Source organism: Paraburkholderia sp. A1BS-2L (assembly GCF_051125205.1).
Classification (GTDB): domain Bacteria; phylum Pseudomonadota; class Gammaproteobacteria; order Burkholderiales; family Burkholderiaceae; genus Paraburkholderia.
Genome location: NZ_CP120428.1, coordinates 2465122 through 2485605, shown reverse-complemented (window position 1 = coordinate 2485605; position 20484 = coordinate 2465122). Strand labels below are relative to the sequence as shown.

Sequence of the window (20484 nt, the reverse complement as noted above, 5' to 3'; positions counted from 1 at the left end):
GCGTATCCCCGTTAGCCCGTCAAGAACCCGTTTGCGCGCGCAGCCGCGGATCGAACAGCGCGTGCAACAGGTCGGCTACGAGATTCGCGAGCGTGTAGACGAGGCCTACGGTGAGCACGCCCGCTTCGAGCAACGGAAAGTCCTTCGCCTTCGCTGCGCTGTAGATGAGCGAGCCGATGCCCGGATAGCGAAATAGCGACTCGACCACCACGAGCCCGCCGATCAGATAGCCGAGCTGGGTGGCCGCCACGGTAACGCTCGGCAGCAGTGCGTTGCGCAGCACGTGGCGCACGATCACGACGCGGCGCGGCAGGCCCTTGAGGACTGCGGTGCGCGTGTAGTCGGCTTCGAGCGCGTCGAGCATGCCCGCGCGCGCGATGCGCGCAAGATAGCCGAAGAACACCAGCACGAGCGGCAGCACCGGCAGCACGAGGTGGCGCAGCGTGTCGAGCACGCCCGCATCCGCTGGCGCGACGGCCTCGATCGGCAGCCAGCGCAGCCAGACACCGAACACGAGGATGAGCGCGATCGATGAGACGAATTCCGGCACCGCGCTCGCGCACAGCCCCAGCGTGCTGATGAGCCGGTCGAGCCAGCGTCCGCCGTGCAGCGCGGCCCATACGCCGCCGCCGATGCCGAGCGGCACGACTACCACGAACGCGAGCAGCCCGAGCTTCGCCGATTGCAGGAGCGCATCGCCCACCAGCGGCGCGACGGGCTGGTGGAAGGTCCACGAGGTGCCGAGGTCGCCGCGCAATGCATGGCCGATCCATCTGGCGTATTGGTCGAGCAGCGGGCGGTCCGCGCCGAGCGCGTGGTTGAGCGCTGCTACGGCGCGCGCGTCGGCGAGCGGGCCGAGCACCGCGCGCCCAACGTCGCCCGGCAGCAGTTGGCCGCCCGCGAACACCAGCACGGAAAGCAGCCAGAGCGTGAAAAGCGCCCATGCGGCGCGCTGCGCGAGAAAACGCGCGACGCCCTTGCCGCGCACCCCGCGCATGGGGTGTGCGCCGAGCGGCTCGCGAGGGTTCAATTCGGGCGGTCTCGTCAGCGGTGTAGCCATCGGACTCCAGATGCGCGCATGGCAGGCGTTGCGCGACGCTTACGCCGCGAGCGTCGCGCGGTCGAAGTAGAGCTGTGCGAGCGCGGTGAAATGCACGCCCGAAAGCGCGGTGCGTTGCGCGATCAATTGATCGTAGAAGTACGGGATGATCACCGGCGTTTCATCGAGCAGCAGCGTCTGGATCTGCGCGGCCACTTGCTTCTGCGCGGCCACGTCGAGCGTCGCCGCGAATTGCGCGACCAGCTTGTCGTACTGCGCATTGCGAAAGTGCGCAGCATTCCACGTGCCGCCGCTCGTGAACGGCGCGTTGAGGAACACGTTCGGCACGCCGCGATGGCCGTAATCCGTGATGCCGAGCGGCGCGTCGAGCCAGTCCGATTTGCCATACGTGCCCGCGCCGTAGTATTGCGACTGGCTCTCCACCTTCAGCGCGATGCGCACGCCGATCGCCTTCGCCGCGTTCTGCACGACCACGGCGAGATCGGGAATCTCCATGTACTTCTCGGTCGTGAGCGTGATGTCGAAGCCATTGGCGACGCCCGCCTGCGCGAGCAACTGGCGCGCCTTCGCAACATCGATCTTGCGCTGGGGCACCGTGCCGGCCGTCGACGGGAAGATCGGCGCGAACGGGCTGTCGTTGCCCACCACGGCGCGGCCCTTGAAGAGCCCGCGCACCATCACGTCGCGATCGAGCGCGAGTGCGAGCGCCTGGCGCACGCGTTTGTCCTTGAACGTGGGCACGTCGTTGCGCATGTGGATCTGCCGGTGCGCGCTCGAACGCACGCCGATCACCTTGAAGTCGGGATTGTTCAGGATGCCGATGCCGCCCTGCACGGTAAAGGTGCCCATGACATCGGCCTGATGGCCCTGCAGTGCGAGAATCTGCGCCTGCTCGTCGGCGTAGAACGCAAACTGCACGCGTTCGGGCAGCGCTTTCTCGCCCCAGTAAGCGTCGTTGCGCACGAAGCTCGCGCCGCGCCGTGTTTCGTAGCGCTCGAGCTTGAACGGCCCGGTGCCGATGAAGCTCTTTTCGTAATTGCCCGCGTAATTCGCGGGCAGCAGCACGGCGTTGTAGTTGTCCGAAGAAACGTAGTAGGGAAAGTTGCCGTTGGGCGCGTCGAGATGGAACGCGACGGTGTGCTCGTCGACCATCTTCGTGCCGCCCTTCGAGAGCACGCCCTTGAGCACCGAGAGCGCCGCCGAGCCGCTCGCGGGGTCGGCGAGGCGATCGAACGTGGCGACCACGTCCTTCGCGCCGAATGGCTGGCCGTCGTGGAATTTCACGCCGGGGCGCAGCTTGAAGGTCCAGACGTCGGCGCTCGCGTTGGGCTGCCACGAGAGCGCGAGCGCCGGTTGCAGATGGCCGTCGGCGTCGTCGTTGGCGAGGAATTCGCCGGTCTGGTTCAGGAGGCAGAGCGCACCTGCGTCGGTCACCGTGAGCGGGTCGACCGCGCCCGCCGGCATCAGGTGGGCAACGCGGATGGTCTGATTTCCCGGCTTGCCTCGCGTGGCCTGGGCGCGCGCGCTGCGCGGCGCGACGAGGCCGCTGCCTGCCAACGCGAGGCTCGACAGCCCGAGCGCGCCGGCATAGCGCAGCAACTCGCGGCGCGTGAGCCGGCCGGTGAGGAACTCGTCGATGGCGTGGTTGCCGTATGCGCCTGCACGGGCGCGCAATGCGTCGAAGGAAGCGGCCGCAGTCGAGCACGACCCTTGCGCTGGTTCGCGCGAGTCAGGCGGGGGGGACTCTTGCGGTAAAGCGGGCTTCGAGAGCGAGAGGCGGCGGGGCGGCTTGGACTGCTGACGTTTCATCGGCGCGGGTTTCCGGTGCGGTTCCGTGGAAGGGCGCGGCCGCGATGGAAGCGGCCGCGACGGCGGCATGCGGTACGGCAGACGACGAATAGTGCTTAGTTTAGGCGTTTTCGGCCATGCCCGCCGATACGGGCGTAGCCGGGGTTGTACCGGATTGCGTAGCCAGTTCAACGAGGCCGGGCCGGCGCCAGCGGTGGAACAGCACCGAGCCGATCCAGCACGCGATGAAGAGCGCGACGAACGCGTAGCCGATCTCGCCGAAGTGCGCATTCACGCCGGCGGCGGCCGACCAGAGGCCGCCGCTCGCGCCGAGCTGCGCGCCGATAAGCCCCGCCGCTTCCACGCCGCCGATCATGACAGCCAGCAGCGCCGAGACGAGCGTGATGCTCGCGTTGTAGTAGAGCTTGCGCTTCGGATCGTCCATCGCCCAACCGTAGGCGTGAACCATCAGCACGTTATCGGTGGAATCGACGAGCGTCATGCCGGCGGTGAAAAGCGCCGGGAACACGAGGATCGAGACCATCGGCAAGCCCTTGCCCGCTTGCGCGGCGGCGATGGCGAGCAGGCCGATCTCGGTGGCGGTATCGAAGCCGAGGCCGAACAGCAGGCCCACGGGATACATGTGCCAGCTCTTGCTCACGAGCGCGAAAAGCGGCCGCAGCGCGCGCGCGAGGAGTCCGGCGGGGGCCATCGGTTCAGCGCTCGCCACGGCTGCTTCGGCTGTTTCGGCGTCGTCCCGATGCGCGCGGCGATAGCGGCGCCAGACGTCGCGCAGGATCACGAGGTTCATGCCCGCGATCACGAGCAGGAAGCCCGACGACACCAGCGTGCCGATAGCCGCGCCGATCTCGTGCCACTGCTCGAAGCGCCCCTGCAGCGTGAGCGCCGAGAGCGCGATGCCGAGCGTGGCCGCGATCACGATGCTCGAATGTCCGAGCGAGAACGCGAGGCCCACGCCGAGCGGCCGCTCGCCGCGCTGCATGAGCTTGCGCGTGACGGCGTCGATGGCGGCGATGTGGTCGGCGTCCACGGCGTGGCGCAGGCCGAAGCCGTAGGCGATGACGGCGGTGCCGATAAGCAGCGGATAGTGGCGCAACGCGATCAGCGCCCACGCCCACGCCGCGATGTTGGCCCCGATCAGGGCTGCGTAAAGCGCAATGAGGCGCGGACGCAGCGATTTGGCTGAAGCGGGCGGGGCGGACAATGTCATGCGCTATGAGGTTTCAATGCGAGGTTTCAATGCGGTCTCAAGGTTCGTGCGGATGGCGATGAATCGGATCGACCCAATAGACCGTTTCCGGCGCTTCGACGGCGTCGATGTTCAGATTCACGACCACGGCCTCGTTGTCGCTGCGCACGAGCACGCATTCGAGCGGATCGTCGGTGCTCGCGTTGATCTCCTGGTGCGGCACGTAGGGCGGCACGAAGATGAAGTCGCCCGGGCCCGCTTCGGCGGTGAATTCGAGGTGCTCGCCCCAGCGCATGCGCGCCTGGCCGCGCAGCACGTAGATCACGCTTTCGAGCGCGCCGTGATGATGCGCGCCCGTCTTCGCGTTCGGATGGATCGTCACTGTGCCGGCCCAGATTTTCTGTGCGCCCACGCGCGCCGCATTGATTGCGGCAGCGCGGTTCATGCCGGGCGTTTGCGCCGTGTTCGTGTCGAGCTGGTCGCCGCGTATCACCTTGACGCCGTTCTCGCGCCAGTCGGGCGCGTGCTCATGGTCGTGACTCATGGTCGTGTCTCCTTACTCCGGCCCCATGCAAAGCTGTGAAAAAGCCCGCCCCTTGCGGGACGGGCTTCGAGTCATGCGCTTCGCGCACGCCTTATTGCTTCTTCGCGTTGATGACCGCTTCGGCCACGTTCTGCGGCGTTTCGGCGTAGTGCTTGAACTCCATCGTGTAGGTGGCGCGCCCCTGCGTGAGCGAGCGCAGCGACGTGGAGTAGCCGAACATCTCCGAAAGCGGCACTTCGGCGCGCACGATCTTGCCGCCGCCGCCCGCGATGTCCTCCATGCCCTGCACGATGCCGCGCCGGCTGGAGAGGTCGCCCATCACGTTGCCCATGAAGTCCTCGGGCGTTTCCACTTCCACCGCCATCATCGGCTCGAGCAGAACCGGTTTCGCTTTGCGCATCGCTTCCTTGAAGGCCATCGAGCCGGCCATGCGGAACGCGTTTTCGTTCGAGTCCACATCGTGGTACGAGCCGAACGTGAGCGTCACCTTGGTGTCGACTACCGGATAGCCCGCGAGCACGCCCGCCTTGAGCGTTTCCTGGATGCCCTTGTCGACGGCCGGAATGAACTCGCGCGGAATCACGCCGCCCTTGATGGCGTCGACGAACTCGTAGCCCTTGCCCGGCGGCTGCGGCTCGAGCGTGATGACCGCGTGACCGTACTGGCCGCGCCCGCCCGATTGCTTGACGAACTTGCCTTCGACATCTTCGACCTTGTTCTTCACGGTCTCGCGATACGCGACCTGCGGCTTGCCGACGGTGGCCTCCACGCCGAACTCGCGCTTCATGCGGTCGACGAGAATTTCGAGGTGCAGTTCGCCCATGCCCGAGATGATGGTCTGGCCGGATTCCTCGTCGGTCTGCACGCGGAACGACGGGTCTTCCTGCGCGAGACGATTGAGCGCGATGCCCATCTTTTCCTGGTCGGCCTTGGTCTTCGGCTCGACGGCCTGCGAGATCACGGGCTCGGGGAAGATCATCTTTTCGAGCACGATTGCGTGCGCCGGATCGCACAGCGTGTCGCCCGTGGTGGCCTCCTTCAGACCCACCGCCGCCGCGATGTCACCCGCACGGACCTCCTTGATTTCCTTGCGCTCGTTCGCGTGCATTTGCAGGATGCGGCCAAGGCGCTCCTTCTTGTCCTTCGTCGCGTTGAGCACCGTGTCGCCCGAATTCACCACGCCCGAATAGACGCGGAAGAAGATCAGCTGGCCGACGAACGGGTCGGTCATGATCTTGAACGCGAGTGCGGAGAACGGCTCGTCGTCGTTCGGATGGCGCTCGATCTCTCTGTCCTGGAGGTCGTGGCCGAGAATCGCAGGCACGTCCACGGGCGAGGGCAGATAGTCGATCACGGCGTCGAGCATCGCCTGCACGCCCTTGTTCTTGAACGCGCTGCCGCACAGCATCGGCACGATTTCGTTGGCGATCGTGCGCTTGCGCAGCGCGCCCTTGATTTCCTCTTCGGTGAGGCTCTCGTGGTCGTGCAGATATTTCTCGAGCAGCACTTCGTCGGCCTCGGCGGCGGCCTCGACCATTTTTTCGCGCCACTCGTGCGCGAGATCGACGAGGTTTGCGGGGATCTCCTCGTATTCGAACTTCACGCCCTGGCTCTCGTCATCCCAGACGATCGCCTTCATCTTCACGAGATCGACCACGCCCTGGAAGTGGTCTTCGGCGCCCACGGGAATCTGGATGGGCACGGCCACACCCTTCAGGCGCTCGCCGATCTGCCGCTGCACGCGGAAGAAGTCCGCGCCCACGCGGTCCATCTTGTTGACGAACGCGATGCGCGGCACCTTGTACTTGTTCGCCTGGCGCCACACGGTTTCCGATTGCGGCTGCACGCCGCCCACGGAGTCGTACACCATGCACGCGCCGTCGAGCACGCGCATGGAACGCTCGACTTCGATGGTGAAGTCGACGTGCCCCGGGGTATCGATGATGTTGATGCGATGCTCGGGGTAATTGCCGGCCATGCCCTTCCAGAACGCGGTGGTCGCGGCCGAAGTGATGGTGATGCCGCGCTCCTGTTCCTGCTCCATCCAGTCCATGGTCGCCGCGCCGTCGTGAACCTCACCCAGCTTGTGATTCACGCCGGTGTAGAAAAGGATGCGCTCGGTCGTCGTGGTTTTGCCGGCATCGATGTGAGCGCTAATCCCGATGTTGCGATAGCGCTCGATGGGAGTCTTGCGAGGCACGGTGATCTCCTTGGAATAACGCGCCATGGAAAGTGCCGGGCGGCGCGCGGCGCGGCCTGCGCGCGGCCCGGCGGTCCGCGCGGCGGCGTGCCCGGGAGCGTTTCAGCGTGCTTCAAGGTGCTTAAACGTGCATCGGGCAGACGCGCGCCGCGCGGCGGATTACTAGGATAGCGCTTGCGCGGCGCTTTTGCTGAAAGGGCGTCAGAGCCCGAGAAGGCGTCTTGTGGAGGGCGTCGCGGCGCGGCCTGGCGGGTGGGGCGCGAGAGTTGGGCGCGCGAGTCAGGCGCGCACAAGCGGCGCACGCCACGCGCGCAAAAAAGCCGGCGCCGCGAACTGCGGAAGCCGGCTCATGCGCCTCGGAGGGCGGCGGGGCGGCGCAATATCGGCGCCGGGACGCCCGGGGCGGGCCAAAGTTGCCCGGGCGCTTACTGCAGCCGCGGCAGGCCGTCGATCTTCATGCCGGGCTTGATGCCTTTCGCCGTAAACCAGCCCTTGCTCATTTCGAGCGCGTAGACGCCGTTATTGCGCGGGCAGTGGTTGTTGGTGGTTTCGGCCTGCATTTCGTCGATGTCGGTGATCGTGCCGTCGGCGCGCATGAACGCGATCGACAGCGGAATCAGCGTGTTCTTCATCCAGAAGCAGTGCACGGCGTTCTCGCCGAACACGAACAGCATGCCTTCGTTCGGCGCGAGCTGCGTGCGATACATGAGGCCTTGCTCGCGGTCCGCGTCATTGGCGGCCACGGCGGCATCGATCACGAACATGCCTGCGGTGAGCTTCGTGTGCGGAAAATCGCCGGGCTGCTTGGCGCCGGGCGGCATCTGCTGTGCATGTGCCGCGCTGCTGGTGGCGGTCGCGGTGAGCGTAAGGGCCGCAAAGGTGCCGAGCGTGGCGGCGAGCGGAAAAGCGACGGCGAGCGCGCAACGCGCGATGAGCGGGCGCAGGGAAAATCGCACGAGTGAGCTCCTTGCTTGGGAATAATCCGCGCATGTTACGCGAGTCCGCGAACGCGGGTCAAAACATGCAGCCGTAGTGGGACGATACGCGGACGATGCATAAACAAAAAGGCAGAGTGCCTTGCGACACTCTGCCTTTCGAACGCGGTGAAGAACGGCACGAAGCGCCGCTCTTCCAGGCGTCTTTCAGCGAGCTTACTCCGAAGCTGCCGAAGCGGCTTCAGCCTTAGCTGCCTTCTTGTGCGACGACTTCTTGTGCGTCGACTTCTTGTGCGTCGACGACTTGTGAGCCGTCGAAGCAGCAGCAGCCGGAGCTGCCGATGCCGGAGCAGCTGCTTCCGGAGCCGAAGCTTGTGCGAATGCAGCCGTTGCGAAGAGGCCAGCGACCAGAGCGGCGATCAGTTTGTTCATGTTGTGAATCCTCAGCTTGAGTTGATTAACCAAGTGACCCGGTTATTGGAGTCAGGTCGGTAAACGTGCCATCCACCTTTCGGTTGACAGTCGTGAGCGACAAATTCGGAACGAATTGACGAACGCGTCTGCCAGCGGTCGGGACCGTGCATTGCTGCGCTGGGCCCGTAAGGCTGAATGCCGGATAGCTTCGGGGCGGCATCTGCGTGAAATAACGCATGGTTTCGCGTACCGGTTGACGCGAATTCCTCATTTGTTTTTCTTCGCGCGAAATTCGTGAGGCAACGCGCCGATGCACGGCGCACGCGGCAAGCCGTAAATGACGGAAAAGTGCTTACGCAACAGTCACTTGTGTGCCGTGCGCGTGGGTGTCGCGCGGCGCCAGGGCGCATCGGTGGGTACTTCGACACTCGCACCGGGGGGGAGGCCCAGCGAAAAAATATCGAGCGAGCCGATTGCCACGCGCACGAGACGCAGCGTCGGAAAGCCCACCGCCGCCGTCATGCGCCGCACCTGGCGGTTCTTGCCTTCGCTGATGGCGAGTTCGATCCATGTGGTGGGAATCGCCGCGCGATAGCGAATGGGCGGCGTGCGCGGCCACAGGAGATCGGCGTCGTCATCGGAGATTTTTTTTGCGCGGCACGGCTGCGTCACGAAATCGCCAAGATCGACGCCGCGCTCGAGCGCCGCGAGCGCGTCCTCGCCGGGCGCGCCTTCGACCTGCGCCCAATAGCGCTTCACGAGCTTGCGCTTCGGTTCGGCTATGCGGGCTTGAAGTGCGCCGTCGTCGGTGAGCAGCAGCAGACCTTCGCTGTCCGCATCGAGACGGCCAGCAGGATAGACGCCCGGCGTCTTGACCCAATCCGCAAGCGACTGGCGTGTTTCGTGCGGCGAAAACTGGCAAATCGTGCCGAACGGCTTATTGAGGGCGATCAAGCGCATAGGGAATAGGGCGAGCGTGCCAGTGAGGAATGGGAGTCTTCTGGAATCAGGGCGCGCCGCGATATTAATGCATATTGGGCCGCATCGAATAACGGGTCCTATATAAGACATCGGACATTCACGATGGGCGATGGCGCCGCGCAGCATAAATGCATGAATGACCTGCGGGGCGGGCAATGGGGCCGTGGGCTAGAATAACGACCAGACCCTGGCGCCGCGCACGGCCGCCTTGCAATCGGGCACATCCCGTTTTCGAAACGTTCGCGGTCGACAGACCGATTCCCCTACTGGAGTTGATCATGCCGTATCAGCACATTAAGGTCCCGGCTAGCGGTGAGAAGATCACCGTCAATCCGGACTTCTCGCTCAATGTCTCCGATCAGCCGATCATTCCTTACATCGAGGGCGACGGCACGGGCGTCGACATCACGCCGGTCATGCTCAAGGTGGTCGACGCGGCGGTCCAGAAAGCCTACGCGGGCAAGCGCAAGATCCACTGGATGGAGATCTACGCAGGCGAGAAGGCCACGCGCGTGTATGGCCCCGACGTATGGCTGCCCGACGAGACGCTCGACGCCGTGAAGGAATATGTCGTGTCGATCAAGGGTCCGCTCACGACGCCGGTGGGCGGCGGCATCCGTTCGCTGAACGTGGCGATGCGCCAGCAGCTCGACCTCTATGTGTGCCTGCGGCCCGTGCAGTACTTCAAGGGCGTGCCGTCGCCCGTGCGCGCGCCGGAGAAGGTCAACATGGTGATCTTCCGCGAGAATTCGGAAGATATTTACGCGGGTATCGAGTGGCCTGCCGAGTCGGAAGGCGCGAAGAAGCTCATCAAGTTCTTGCGCGAGGAAATGGGCGTTTCCAAGATCCGCTTCCCGGACAGCTCGGGTCTCGGCATCAAGCCGGTTTCGCGGGAAGGCACGGAGCGTCTCGTGCGCAAGGCGATCCAGTACGCGATCGACAACGAGCGCCGTTCAGTGACGCTCGTGCACAAGGGCAACATCATGAAGTTCACCGAAGGCGCATTCCGCGACTACGGCTATGCGCTCGCGCAGAAGGAATTCGGGGCGGAACTCATCGACGGTGGTCCGTGGATGAAGGTCAAGAACCCGAAGACGGGCGGCGACATCGTGATCAAGGACGTGATCGCCGACGCGTTCCTCCAGCAGATTCTGCTGCGCCCGGCCGAGTACGACGTGATCGCCACGCTGAATCTGAACGGCGACTACATCTCGGACGCACTGGCTGCGCAGGTGGGCGGCATCGGCATTGCGCCCGGCGCGAACCTGTCGGACTCGGTGGCAATGTTCGAGGCGACGCACGGCACGGCGCCGAAGTACGCGGGCAAGGATTACGTGAATCCGGGCTCGGAGATTCTTTCGGCGGAAATGATGCTGCGCCACCTCGGCTGGACCGAGGCGGCGGATCTCATCATCGCTTCGATGGAGAAGTCGATTCTGCAAAAGCGTGTGACGTACGACTTCGCGCGGCTCATGGAGGGCGCGACGCAGGTGTCGTGCTCCGCATTCGGGCAGGTGATGATCGACAATATGTAGGCGTAGTCCAGCAGGTTCGCGCCGCAACGTAAAAACCCCGATGGACCCGTAAAGGCCGTCGGGGTTTTTTGCATTGACCTGCCGGAAAATTATTCCGATTGATTCGATATGCGAATTGATGCGGAGAGTGACATCCGCTACTCGCTCAGGCGCGTAATTTTCTGCCCTTGTACGCCGAGTCCGGCCATCAGACCGGACTGGCCGTAAATGAACGCGTAAATATCGGAGCGCCCGGTGGTGGTGGTGAGGTCCTTGGCCATGCCGGAATCGGCGACCACGACGCTCGGCCCCACGCCGACCGACCAGCCATCGGAGCTATCGAGATACTGCATCGACTCGCGCGTCATCATGAACATGGCTTCGGAGAAGTTCTGGGCGCCGGCCTGCAGACCCCACGAGACCGCGCTGGAGTTGTAGTAACCCAGCACCTTGCCTTCCGCCGAGAACAGCACGCCGTTGCCGCTCGATCCGCCGACCAGCAAGCCCGCCTTCAGCACCTGCGGAAAGACCAGAATGCCGGCGGACTTCGAGCCCAGCGCCCGTGCGCCCGGTGTTGTCTCGTAAAGCGTATGCAAGGCCTGGCGCGCGGACTGCTCGAGTTGCGCGCGCGACGACGCTTCGCTGACTGCGGACGTGGGTGCGGCGGTCAGTGTGGCCGAACAGGCGGCGATGAGCAGGGGCGAAAGCAGGGCCGCGACGCGTACGGATTTCGATGACATAGTGAGTGATGCTCCGTTTTATTTTGTGGGAAGCGTTCATCGGCGCATTGCGCTTGCGCAGTACCGGCGAAGCTGCCGCGATCTTATCGAGCACTCCTACCTGTTTCTTTGTCGTACTCATGGCATGCCGTGTGATGTGGTGCGCGCAGCGACGACGACTGTGCGTTATCATGACGCCCATCAATTGAGTTCATTCGCCGTCTCGTTTCGCATGACTTTTCTGTGTCGCTTCCTCGTCGCTGGTCTGCTCGCGCTTCTTGCCCTGAGCGGCGCCAGCGCGTGCGAGCCCATGCAGCGAGACGCGAACTCATCGCCGGTTTCGCATGTTGCGCATCGGGCTGCTGCGGCGGACGATCATTGCGGCGTCGCAGAGCCGGCAAGCACGCATGGCCGCTGCGCCGGCCATGCGAGCGATTGCGCTGCGAGCTGCTGTGGACATTGCGCCGCGCCGCCTGTCGGCGCGCGCATCGGTACGGGCGTGCCCGAGCGCTCCCCACGCGCTGCGCCTGCCGCTGCACTGCGCGCGGGCATCACCCACGCGCCGCTGTTGCCGCCTCCCATCGTCTGAACGCGGGCGCTTCGCCTCATGGGCGGAAGCGGCCCGATGCAGGCCCGAGAGGATTCGTCGTGCGGTGAGCGCACGCGAAGCCCATGGCCACATGCGCGGCGCGCTGTCATTGCGCGTCGCGTCGTCAGGTGTGTTTGAGGAATTCATCGATGAAACGCAGAACTTTTTTGTCCGGCGCATTGAGCGCCGCCACGGCGTCGCTGTTTGCGCGCGCGGCGCTGGCCCAGCAGAGCGGCCATGCGATGTCCGGCATGTCCAACATGTCCGGCATGAGCGGGATGAGCGGGATGAGCGGGATGAGCGGGATGTCCGGCGCGATGATGCACGCGCCGACGCCGCTCGCGGCAGCCGATACGTTGCCCGCCGGCGCGCCGCTGGCAACGTTGCGAACGCTGGTGAACGAGAGCCGCGAAGCAGGGCATTTTCGTGCGACGCTGATCGCCAGGCCCGTGACGCGGCCCTTGCTCGCTGGGCAGCCGGCTACCACTTTCTGGCAATACGATCCGGGGAATCAGACCGATAAGGCCGATGACGCCGGCCCCGGCGTCGGTCCGTTGATCGACGTGCAGGAAGGCGACACTGTCGAGATCCGCTTCGTCAACCGGTTGCCGCAGCCGTCCACGATTCATTGGCACGGTTTGCCCGTGCCGCCCGATCAGGACGGCAACCCCATGAACCTCGTGGCGCCAGGTGACGAGCGCGTCTACCGGTTCACGCTGCCCAAGGGGAGCGCCGGCACCTACTGGTATCACCCGCATCCGCACATGCACACGGCCGAGCAGGTGTTTCGCGGGCTCGCGGGTCCCATTGTCGTGCGCGCCGCGAGCGATCCGCTTGCGGCTTGGCCGGAGCGCCATCTGTTCGTATCCGACCTCAAGCTTGCTGCTGACGGCACGATTTCCGAGAACGGCATGATGGACTGGATGAACGGTCGGGAAGGCCAGTTCGTGCTCGTGAACGGCGCGCGCGAGCCGCGCATCGACGTGGTGCGCGACGAGCGCTGGCGTGTCTGGAACGGCTGCAGCGCGCGCTATCTGCTGCTGGCGTTCGATGATGGCCGTGCGTTCGCGCAGGTCGGCACCGACGGCGGCCTGCTTGCCGCGCCGCGCGAGGGTGTGACTTCGCTGCTGATCGCGCCGGGTGAGCGCGCCGAACTGATCGTGCGCGCGGGCGAGGGCGCGTCACGCGCGCGCATGATGGCCGCGCAGTACGACCGGCGCAAGATGGCGATGTCGCACGGCAGCCTGCCGCCCACGCCATCGGCCGTATTGGCCCAGGTGCAATTCGCGCCGCATGGCGCGGCGGCGGCATTGCCTGCGCAGTTGCGCACGATCGAACCGTTGGCGCCGCGCGGCAAGACCACGGCTGCGCTCACGCAAAAATCCGTGGTGTTCAGCGAAGTCATGGACATGCATGCGATGCACCAGCCGGGGGCGTCAAAATCGGGCATGCCGCGCGGTATGCAATTCATGATCAACGGCACAATCTACGATCCCGAGCGCATCACGCTTACGAGCCGCCGCGGCGAAGTCGAGCATTGGACGATTGCGAACCGCACGGACATGGATCATCCGTTCCATCTGCACGGTACGCAGTTCCAGGTAATGTCGCGCGAGACGGGCGCCAAGCGCGTGGACGAGCCGTATCTCGCATGGCGCGACACGGTCAACGTGAAACCCGGGGAAAGCGTGCATCTTGCGACCGTGCAGGACGTCGCGGGCGAGCGCATGTTCCATTGCCATATCCTCGAGCATGAGGACCTCGGCATGATGGGCACGCTGCGCGTGATCTAGCGAAAAATCGTCCGCCCAAAAAGAAACCCGGCCGAAGCCGGGTTTCTCAGGTACAGATACCGAACAGGTCAGGCAGCTGCCTGAATGTTCGATGCCTGCTTACCCTTCGGGCCTTGCACGACCTCGAAGCTCACCTTCTGACCTTCTTTGAGGGTCTTGAAGCCATTCATCTGGATGGCCGAAAAGTGAGCGAACAGATCCTCGCCGCCTTCGTCCGGCGTGATGAATCCGAAACCCTTCGCGTCGTTGAACCACTTAACCGTACCGGTTGCCATACCAACTTCCCCTGTAACTCATGTCACTACCACGAGCAGTTCGAAAAGCTAAACGATCGCAGAGTGCGAACGCCCCCTCTCACAAGCTCACCAACGGCATTTTTTCGAAAATATAGGCGGTTGAAAAAAGTGCCAGCTTGATTGTTGGGGCTCTTTATTCTGCTGTCAAGAATATTTTGAGACGTTATCTGACGCGTTGTAAAGAGCACATTCCAGGGTTTTTCCGGCTTTTCTTGCGACTCTGTCTGGCCGAAATCGTAAGCAGTTGCCGATGCACTCATCCGGTTCGTTTTTTATCCAATCGGAGTTGCGCGAGCTGTCTTGAAAAGTCGCATAATCGACTCACATGGGATGCACCGCAGCACGAAATCTGCGGACGTGCGTGCGCAGGCCTACAGTGGCTGCCCACGTGGGCACGCAGGTTGTGCGATACTCGATTCGACGGTGGCCCGAAAGCTGCTGGCAGAATGGTTCGAACCGGCCCCGCAGCCGGGCGCCCGCGAAAGTACGGCTTGAGGTACGGATTGGGCGAGGCTGATCGAGTCCGGGAAAACGGGGCTGCGCCGGGATTGTCCGCACGGCGCCGCAGCCCGGTGTTCACCGGACGGCCGGTCGGGTTTCGGCAGGATTGCGGGCCTGTCCGAGTTGTTTAGAATGGGTGTATGGCGATTATCCCGGACAAGCAGGATTCAACCGTAGTGGAGCGGCAGGAGCAAAAGGTCAAACCGCCCTCCATGTACAAGGTCGTGCTGATGAACGACGACTACACGCCGATGGAATTCGTCGTGATGGTCGTGCAGGAATATTTCAATAAGGACCGCGAGACCGCAACACAAATCATGTTGAAGGTGCATCGCGAGGGCAGGGGCGTTTGTGGGGTCTATACGCGGGACATCGCGTCGACCAAGGTTGAGCAAGTCGTTACCCACGCGCGGCAAGCGGGGCACCCGCTGCAGTGTGTGATGGAGGAAGCATGATTGCCCAGGAACTGGAAGTCAGCCTGCACATGGCGTTCATGGAAGCACGTCAGGCGCGGCATGAGTTCATTACGGTCGAGCATCTTTTGCTCGCGCTGCTGGATAACCCAACAGCTGCGGAAGTGCTGCGAGCGTGCGCTGCGAATATCGAAGACCTGCGACAGAACCTGCGCAACTTTATTCACGACAACACTCCTACGGTTCCCGGCACGGATGACGTCGATACGCAGCCGACGCTCGGGTTCCAGCGCGTGATCCAGCGCGCGATCATGCACGTCCAGTCCACCTCCAACGGCAAGAAGGAAGTGACGGGCGCGAACGTGCTGGTCGCGATCTTCGGCGAGAAGGATTCGCACGCGGTGTACTACCTGCAACAGCAGGGCGTCACGCGTCTGGACGTGGTGAATTTCATTTCGCACGGCATCGCGAAGACCGGCAGCGGCGAAGCAGCCAAGGCCAGCGAGGCGAACGCCGAAGCCGAAGACGCGGCAGGCCAGAAGGAAACCCCGCTCGCCCAGTTCACGCAGAACCTGAACCAGATGGCGAAGGATGGCCGCATCGATCCGCTGATCGGGCGCGAGCTCGAAGTCGAGCGCGTGGTGCAGGTGCTGTGCCGCCGCCGCAAGAACAATCCGCTGCTCGTGGGCGAAGCGGGCGTGGGCAAGACTGCCATCGCCGAAGGCCTCGCCTGGCGCATCACGCGCGGCGAAGTGCCGGACATTCTCGCGGACGCACAGGTCTACTCGCTGGACATGGGCGCGCTGCTGGCGGGCACCAAATATCGCGGCGACTTTGAGCAGCGTCTGAAGACCGTGCTCAAGGAGCTCAAGGAGCGTCCGCACGCGATTCTCTTCATCGACGAGATTCATACGCTGATTGGCGCGGGCGCCGCGTCGGGCGGCACACTCGATGCTTCGAACCTGCTCAAGCCGGCGCTTTCGTCGGGCACGCTCAAGTGCATCGGCGCGACCACCTTCACGGAATATCGTGGCATCTTCGAGAAAGACGCGGCGCTGTCGCGGCGTTTCCAGAAGGTGGACGTGGTCGAGCCGACCGTGGAGCAGACGGTTGCCATCCTGCGCGGGCTCAAGTCGCGTTTCGAGGAGCACCATGGCGTGAAGTATTCGTCGGGCGCTTTGAACGCAGCGGCCGAGTTGTCGGCGCGCTTCATCACCGACCGTCATTTGCCTGACAAGGCAATCGACGTGATCGACGAAGCGGGCGCGGCGCAGCGCATCCTGCCGAAGTCGAAGCAGAAGAAGACCATCGGCAAGAGCGAGATCGAGGAGATCATCTCGAAGATCGCGCGCGTGCCGGCGCAAAGCGTCTCGCAAGACGATCGCTCGAAACTGCAAACGCTCGACCGCGATCTGAAGGCGGTGGTGTTCGGACAGGACCCGGCTATCGACGCGCTTTCGGCCTCGATCAAGATGGCGCGCGCGGGTCTGGGCAAGACCGACAAGCCGATCGGCTCGTTCCTGTTCTCCGGCCCCACGGGCGTCGGCAAGACCGAAGTGGCGCGTCAGCTGGCGTTCACGCTCGGCATCGAGCTGATCCGCTTCGACATGTCGGAGTACATGGAGCGCCATGCGGTGAGCCGGCTGATCGGCGCGCCGCCGGGCTACGTAGGGTTCGATCAGGGCGGTCTGCTCACCGAAGCCGTCACGAAGAAGCCGCACTGCGTGCTGCTGCTCGACGAAATCGAGAAAGCGCACCCGGACATCTTCAACGTGCTGCTGCAGGTGATGGACCACGGCACGCTGACCGACAACAACGGCCGCAAGGCAGACTTCCGCAACGTCATCATCATCATGACGACGAATGCGGGCGCCGACACGATGAACAAGTCGACGATCGGTTTCACGACCCGGCGCGAGCAGGGCGACGAAATGGCCGACATCAAGCGGCTGTTCACGCCCGAGTTCCGCAACCGGCTCGATGCGACGATCAGCTTCCGTGCGCTCGATGAGGAAATCATCATGCGCGTGGTCGACAAGTTCCTCATGCAACTGGAAGACCAACTGCATGAGAAGAAGGTCGACGCGCTCTTCACCGATGCGCTGCGCAAGCATCTGGCCAAGCATGGCTTCGACCCGCTGATGGGGGCGCGGCCGATGCAGCGCCTGATCCAGGACACGATCCGCCGTGCGCTCGCCGACGAACTGCTGTTCGGCAAGCTCATGAATGGTGGCCGCGTGACCGTGGATGTCGACGCCGAGGACAAGATCCAGCTCACGTTCGACGCGCAACCCGCACCGCGCAATCCGGAAGCCGTGGAAGTCGAATAAGCACTGCTTGCCGCTAACGCACGACGGCGTAGCCCTTTACGGGTTACGCCGTTTTATTTCGAGACCAAAGAATCAGGAATCCGAAATGATTTATGCGGTCTTCGAGGTGCGTGCGACGCCACAAAGTAAAATAGGCGTTCATTCACAGTGTCAGCGCAAAGCAGGGGTGCAATAGTGGTACCACGTAAATCGGGCGCGTTCGACTCCATCGTCGAGCGCGAGCAGGGGCTGCGCCAGGGCTTGTCCGCGGGCCAGATGACGATGATCGCCATCGGCGGCGCGGTGGGCACCGGGCTCTTTCTCGGCAGCGGCTTCGCCATCGGCTTTGCCGGGCCGGGCGTGCTCGTGTCCTATGCGATTGGCGCGCTGATCGCGCTGTTGCTGATGGGCGCGCTGGCCGAGATGACCGTCGCGCACCCGACCTCCGGTTCGTTCGGCGCGTATGCGGAGCACTATATCGGCCCGCTGGCCGGCTTCGTCGTGCGCTACGCGTACTGGTCCGCCTACGTGCTGGCCGTGGGCACTGAAGTCGCGGCCATCGCCATCTACATGAAGTTCTGGCTGCCGCACGTGCCGGGGCTCTACTGGATTGTCGGCTTCTCGGCGGCGTTGATCGCCGTAAACGCCATGAGCGTGCGGGCCTACGGCACCATCGAGTATCTCTTTTCCAGTCTCAAGATCGCGGCGATCGTCGCGTTCATCGTGCTCGGCGCGTGGTTCGTGTGGCGCGCGCCCGCCAGTTCGGGCGTGGGGTTCTCGAACTATACGTCGCACGGCGGACTGCTGCCCAAGGGCTGGTGGGGCGTGTGGGTGGGCACGATCGTTTCGCTTTTCAGCTACCTCGGCGTGGAAACCATCGCGGTTGCCGCAGCGGAGGCCAAAGACCCGGCGCGTGCCGTCACGCGGGCGTTCCGCGCGACGGTGCTGCGCCTCGTGCTGTTCTATCTGCTCACGCTCGCGCTGATGCTCGCCATCGTCCCCTGGACCGAGGCGGGCGGCAACGAGAGCCCGTTCGTGAAGGTGATGGCCGAAACCGGCGTGCCGTACGCGGCCGGGGCGATCAACTTTATCGTGCTTGTGGCCGCGCTGTCGGCCATGAACAGCCAGCTTTACATCACCACGCGCATGATGTTCAGCCTCTCGCGTGCGGGCTACGCACCTGCGGTGTTCGGGCGCCTCACGCCCAATGGCGTACCGACCGCGGCGCTCTCGCTGTCGACCATCGGCATCGCCGTGGCGGCCGTGCTCAACGCGCTTTGGCCGCAGGCGGCGTTCACGCTGATGATGTCGATCGCGATGTTCGGCGCAATGTTTACGTGGTTCATGATCTTCGTGACGCAAATTTTCTTCCGCGCGCGTCGCGCGCGCGACGGGAGCGCACCGCTCGCATTCCGCATGTGGGGCTTTCCGTTCACGAGCGTGCTGGGCGCGCTGCTGATGCTCGGCATTCTGGTCGGCACGGCGTTCACGCGCGAATTCCGCATGACGCTCGCATATGGGCTCGGGTTTCTCGCGGTGCTCGTGGCGGCATATGCGCTATGGTATCGCCGCAGGCAGCCCGCCGCACGGGCTCAGGAGTCGCTGTGAACGCAAAAAAGCACGCCGTGAGCGTGCTTTTTTGTTGCTGCTGGGCGCGCCGGATTGGGGCCAGGCGCGTTTGGGCGGCGCTCAGAGCTCAGTGCTCAGTGCTTGCCCGTGCTGCCGAAGCCGCCTGCGCCGCGCTCGCTTTGCTCGAAGTCGTCGACGATATTGAACTGCGCCTGCACCACCGGCACGATCACGAGTTGCGCGAGACGCTCCATCGGATTGAGCGTGAAAGTGGTGTGGCCGCGGTTCCAGGTGGAGATCATCAGCTCGCCCTGGTAGTCGGAGTCGATCAGACCAACGAGATTGCCGAGCACGATGCCGTGCTTGTGGCCGAGACCCGAGCGCGGCAGGATCAGCGCCGCGTATCCGGGGTCGGCCAGGTGGATCGCGAGACCGGTCGGCACGAGCTTCGTTTCGCCGGGTTCGAGCGTGATTGGCGTGTCGAGGCAGGCGCGCAGGTCGAGGCCGGCGCTGCCCGGCGTGGCGTAGTGGGGCAGCTGGTCGCGCATGTGTTCGTTCAGGATCTTGATGTCGATTTTCATGAGGCTCCGATTCGATCGGGGTCAGGGTTGGGTCGGCGTTGAGTCCGGGTTGGATCGGTTCCGAGGCAACTGGAAGGCCTCGGCGAGAAGTTCGTAGGAGCGCAGGCGCGCCTCGTAGCTGCCCGCGACGGTCAGCACGACGAGTTCATCGGCGCGAAAGCTGTCCTTGAGCGCGTGCAGGCGCTCGGTGACGCGTTCGGGCGTGCCGATGATGCTGCGCGGCTTTTCGCGGTCGATCACGATCTGTTCGCGTTCGCCGTATTCCTGCGCGCGGCCCTGCTCGAGACTCGGAATGGGCGCGTTCAGGCCGTAGGCCATCTGCACGCGGCGCAGGTCGACGGCCTTTTCGAGGTCGGCGGCTTCGGCATCGGTGTCGGCGCAGATGACGAATACCGCACACGCGAGATACGGCTTTGGTTCGTGGCCGGCCTGGAAGCTGTCGCGGTAGGCGTTGGCCACCAGGTGCCCGAAGTGTGCGTTGATGAAATGCGCGAACGAGAAACGCAGCCCGAGCTGCGCAGCCAGCGCGCCGCCGAAGTCGCTCGAACCCAGCACCCAGAGCTGCGGCCGCGTGGCGATTTGCGGCTGCAGCGCCACGCCGTGCGCGAGGTGGTCGGCGGCGAGCGTGCCGTCCATCAGGCCGACGAGATCCTGCACCTGCTGCGTAAACTGATCGCCGCGATTGTAGGCACCTGCTGCAACGGCCTGAGCGGTGCGCATGTCGCCACCGGGCGCACGGCCCACGCCCAGATCGACCCGCCCCGGGAACAGCGCTTCGAGCATCATGAACTGCTCGGCGACCTTGAACGGGCTGTAGTAGGGCAGCATGATGCCGCCCGAGCCGATGCGGATGCGTTGGGTCACGCTGCCCAGGCGCGCGAGCATGACTTCGGGGGCGGGGTTGCATACACCCAGCAGGCCATGGTGCTCGGCGCACCAGTAGCGCGTGTAGCCGAGCTCGTCGGCGAGTTGCGCGAGTTCGACGGTGGCGGCGATGGCGTCCGCCGCGGTGTGCCCGGCAATCACGGGCGACTGGTCCAGCACGGAAAGCAGTGTCATGGCAGTACT

The 20484-nt window shown here is 64.3% G+C and carries 18 protein-coding genes; 6 read left to right on the top strand and 12 right to left on the bottom strand.

Annotated elements, in window-relative coordinates; all coding sequences use genetic code 11:
• Nucleotides 1–19: 19 nt before the first annotated feature.
• From P5W98_RS11295 to P5W98_RS11260, 8 genes are all read right to left on the bottom strand, one after another.
• The gene (locus tag P5W98_RS11295) at nucleotides 20–997 is read right to left on the bottom strand and encodes an ABC transporter permease (protein WP_421025257.1); all 978 of its coding nucleotides are present in this window, start codon (nucleotides 995–997) and stop codon (nucleotides 20–22) included.
• Between the two features lie 102 nt (nucleotides 998–1099).
• Nucleotides 1100–2869 (bottom strand): ABC transporter substrate-binding protein, encoded by a 1770-nt coding sequence (locus tag P5W98_RS11290; RefSeq protein WP_421024603.1) that lies wholly within the window; start codon nucleotides 2867–2869, stop codon nucleotides 1100–1102.
• A gap of 100 nt (nucleotides 2870–2969) precedes the next feature.
• Nucleotides 2970–4079, bottom strand: coding sequence for a HoxN/HupN/NixA family nickel/cobalt transporter (locus P5W98_RS11285; RefSeq protein ID WP_421024602.1), 1110 nt, complete (start codon nucleotides 4077–4079; stop codon nucleotides 2970–2972).
• A gap of 37 nt (nucleotides 4080–4116) precedes the next feature.
• On the bottom strand, nucleotides 4117–4602 hold the full coding sequence (locus tag P5W98_RS11280; protein ID WP_421024601.1) for a cupin domain-containing protein: 486 nt from the start codon (nucleotides 4600–4602) through the stop codon (nucleotides 4117–4119).
• A 91-nt stretch (nucleotides 4603–4693) separates the two neighbouring features.
• On the bottom strand, nucleotides 4694–6802 hold the full coding sequence (gene fusA, locus P5W98_RS11275; RefSeq protein WP_421024600.1) for an elongation factor G: 2109 nt from the start codon (nucleotides 6800–6802) through the stop codon (nucleotides 4694–4696).
• Nucleotides 6803–7227: 425 nt separating this feature from the next.
• On the bottom strand, nucleotides 7228–7758 hold the full coding sequence (locus P5W98_RS11270; protein ID WP_421024599.1) for a DUF192 domain-containing protein: 531 nt from the start codon (nucleotides 7756–7758) through the stop codon (nucleotides 7228–7230).
• 195 nt (nucleotides 7759–7953) lie between these two features.
• Complete coding sequence (locus P5W98_RS11265; protein ID WP_421024598.1) at nucleotides 7954–8169, bottom strand: hypothetical protein; 216 nt, start codon at nucleotides 8167–8169, stop codon at nucleotides 7954–7956.
• A 345-nt stretch (nucleotides 8170–8514) separates the two neighbouring features.
• Nucleotides 8515–9111 (bottom strand): pseudouridine synthase, encoded by a 597-nt coding sequence (locus P5W98_RS11260; RefSeq protein WP_421024597.1) that lies wholly within the window; start codon nucleotides 9109–9111, stop codon nucleotides 8515–8517.
• A gap of 299 nt (nucleotides 9112–9410) precedes the next feature.
• On the opposite strand from P5W98_RS11260, the gene icd reads away from it, so the two are divergent.
• Complete coding sequence (gene icd / locus P5W98_RS11255) at nucleotides 9411–10667, top strand: NADP-dependent isocitrate dehydrogenase (protein ID WP_421024596.1); 1257 nt, start codon at nucleotides 9411–9413, stop codon at nucleotides 10665–10667.
• A gap of 137 nt (nucleotides 10668–10804) precedes the next feature.
• Here icd and P5W98_RS11250 read toward each other — a convergent pair whose 3' ends face one another.
• Nucleotides 10805–11386: a YSC84-related protein gene (locus P5W98_RS11250; protein WP_421024595.1), complete on the bottom strand. Its 582-nt coding sequence runs from the start codon at nucleotides 11384–11386 to the stop codon at nucleotides 10805–10807.
• A 211-nt stretch (nucleotides 11387–11597) separates the two neighbouring features.
• Here P5W98_RS11250 and P5W98_RS11245 point away from each other — a divergent pair, with 211 nt between their 5' ends.
• Together P5W98_RS11245 and P5W98_RS11240 are read left to right on the top strand one after the other, a co-directional pair.
• Nucleotides 11598–11954, top strand: coding sequence for a hypothetical protein (locus tag P5W98_RS11245; protein ID WP_434715263.1), 357 nt, complete (start codon nucleotides 11598–11600; stop codon nucleotides 11952–11954).
• 149 nt (nucleotides 11955–12103) lie between these two features.
• On the top strand, nucleotides 12104–13747 hold the full coding sequence (locus tag P5W98_RS11240; RefSeq protein ID WP_421024594.1) for a multicopper oxidase family protein: 1644 nt from the start codon (nucleotides 12104–12106) through the stop codon (nucleotides 13745–13747).
• 68 nt (nucleotides 13748–13815) lie between these two features.
• On the opposite strand, the gene cspD is transcribed toward P5W98_RS11240, so the two are convergent.
• Nucleotides 13816–14022, bottom strand: a complete 207-nt coding sequence (gene cspD, locus P5W98_RS11235; RefSeq protein ID WP_017776809.1) for a cold shock domain-containing protein CspD — start codon at nucleotides 14020–14022, stop codon at nucleotides 13816–13818.
• 662 nt (nucleotides 14023–14684) lie between these two features.
• On the opposite strand from cspD, the gene clpS reads away from it, so the two are divergent.
• The 3 genes from clpS (at nucleotide 14685) to P5W98_RS11220 (ending at nucleotide 18874) form a co-directional block, all read left to right on the top strand.
• Nucleotides 14685–14999 carry an ATP-dependent Clp protease adapter ClpS gene (clpS, locus tag P5W98_RS11230; RefSeq protein ID WP_028205276.1) on the top strand — a complete coding sequence of 105 codons (315 nt, stop codon included), beginning with the start codon at nucleotides 14685–14687 and terminating at the stop codon, nucleotides 14997–14999.
• On the top strand, nucleotides 14996–17287 hold the full coding sequence (clpA, locus tag P5W98_RS11225; protein WP_421024593.1) for an ATP-dependent Clp protease ATP-binding subunit ClpA: 2292 nt from the start codon (nucleotides 14996–14998) through the stop codon (nucleotides 17285–17287). The genes clpS and clpA overlap by 4 nt, the downstream gene beginning before the upstream one ends.
• A 174-nt stretch (nucleotides 17288–17461) precedes the next feature.
• Nucleotides 17462–18874, top strand: a complete 1413-nt coding sequence (locus P5W98_RS11220) for an amino acid permease (RefSeq protein WP_421024592.1) — start codon at nucleotides 17462–17464, stop codon at nucleotides 18872–18874.
• 95 nt (nucleotides 18875–18969) lie between these two features.
• Here the strand turns inward: P5W98_RS11220 and dut are convergent, their stop codons facing one another.
• Nucleotides 18970–19416 carry a dUTP diphosphatase gene (gene dut, locus P5W98_RS11215; protein ID WP_421024591.1) on the bottom strand — a complete coding sequence of 149 codons (447 nt, stop codon included), beginning with the start codon at nucleotides 19414–19416 and terminating at the stop codon, nucleotides 18970–18972.
• Nucleotides 19417–19437: 21 nt separating this feature from the next.
• Nucleotides 19438–20475 carry an LLM class flavin-dependent oxidoreductase gene (locus tag P5W98_RS11210; protein ID WP_421024590.1) on the bottom strand — a complete coding sequence of 346 codons (1038 nt, stop codon included), beginning with the start codon at nucleotides 20473–20475 and terminating at the stop codon, nucleotides 19438–19440.
• Nucleotides 20476–20484 lie beyond the last annotated feature (9 nt).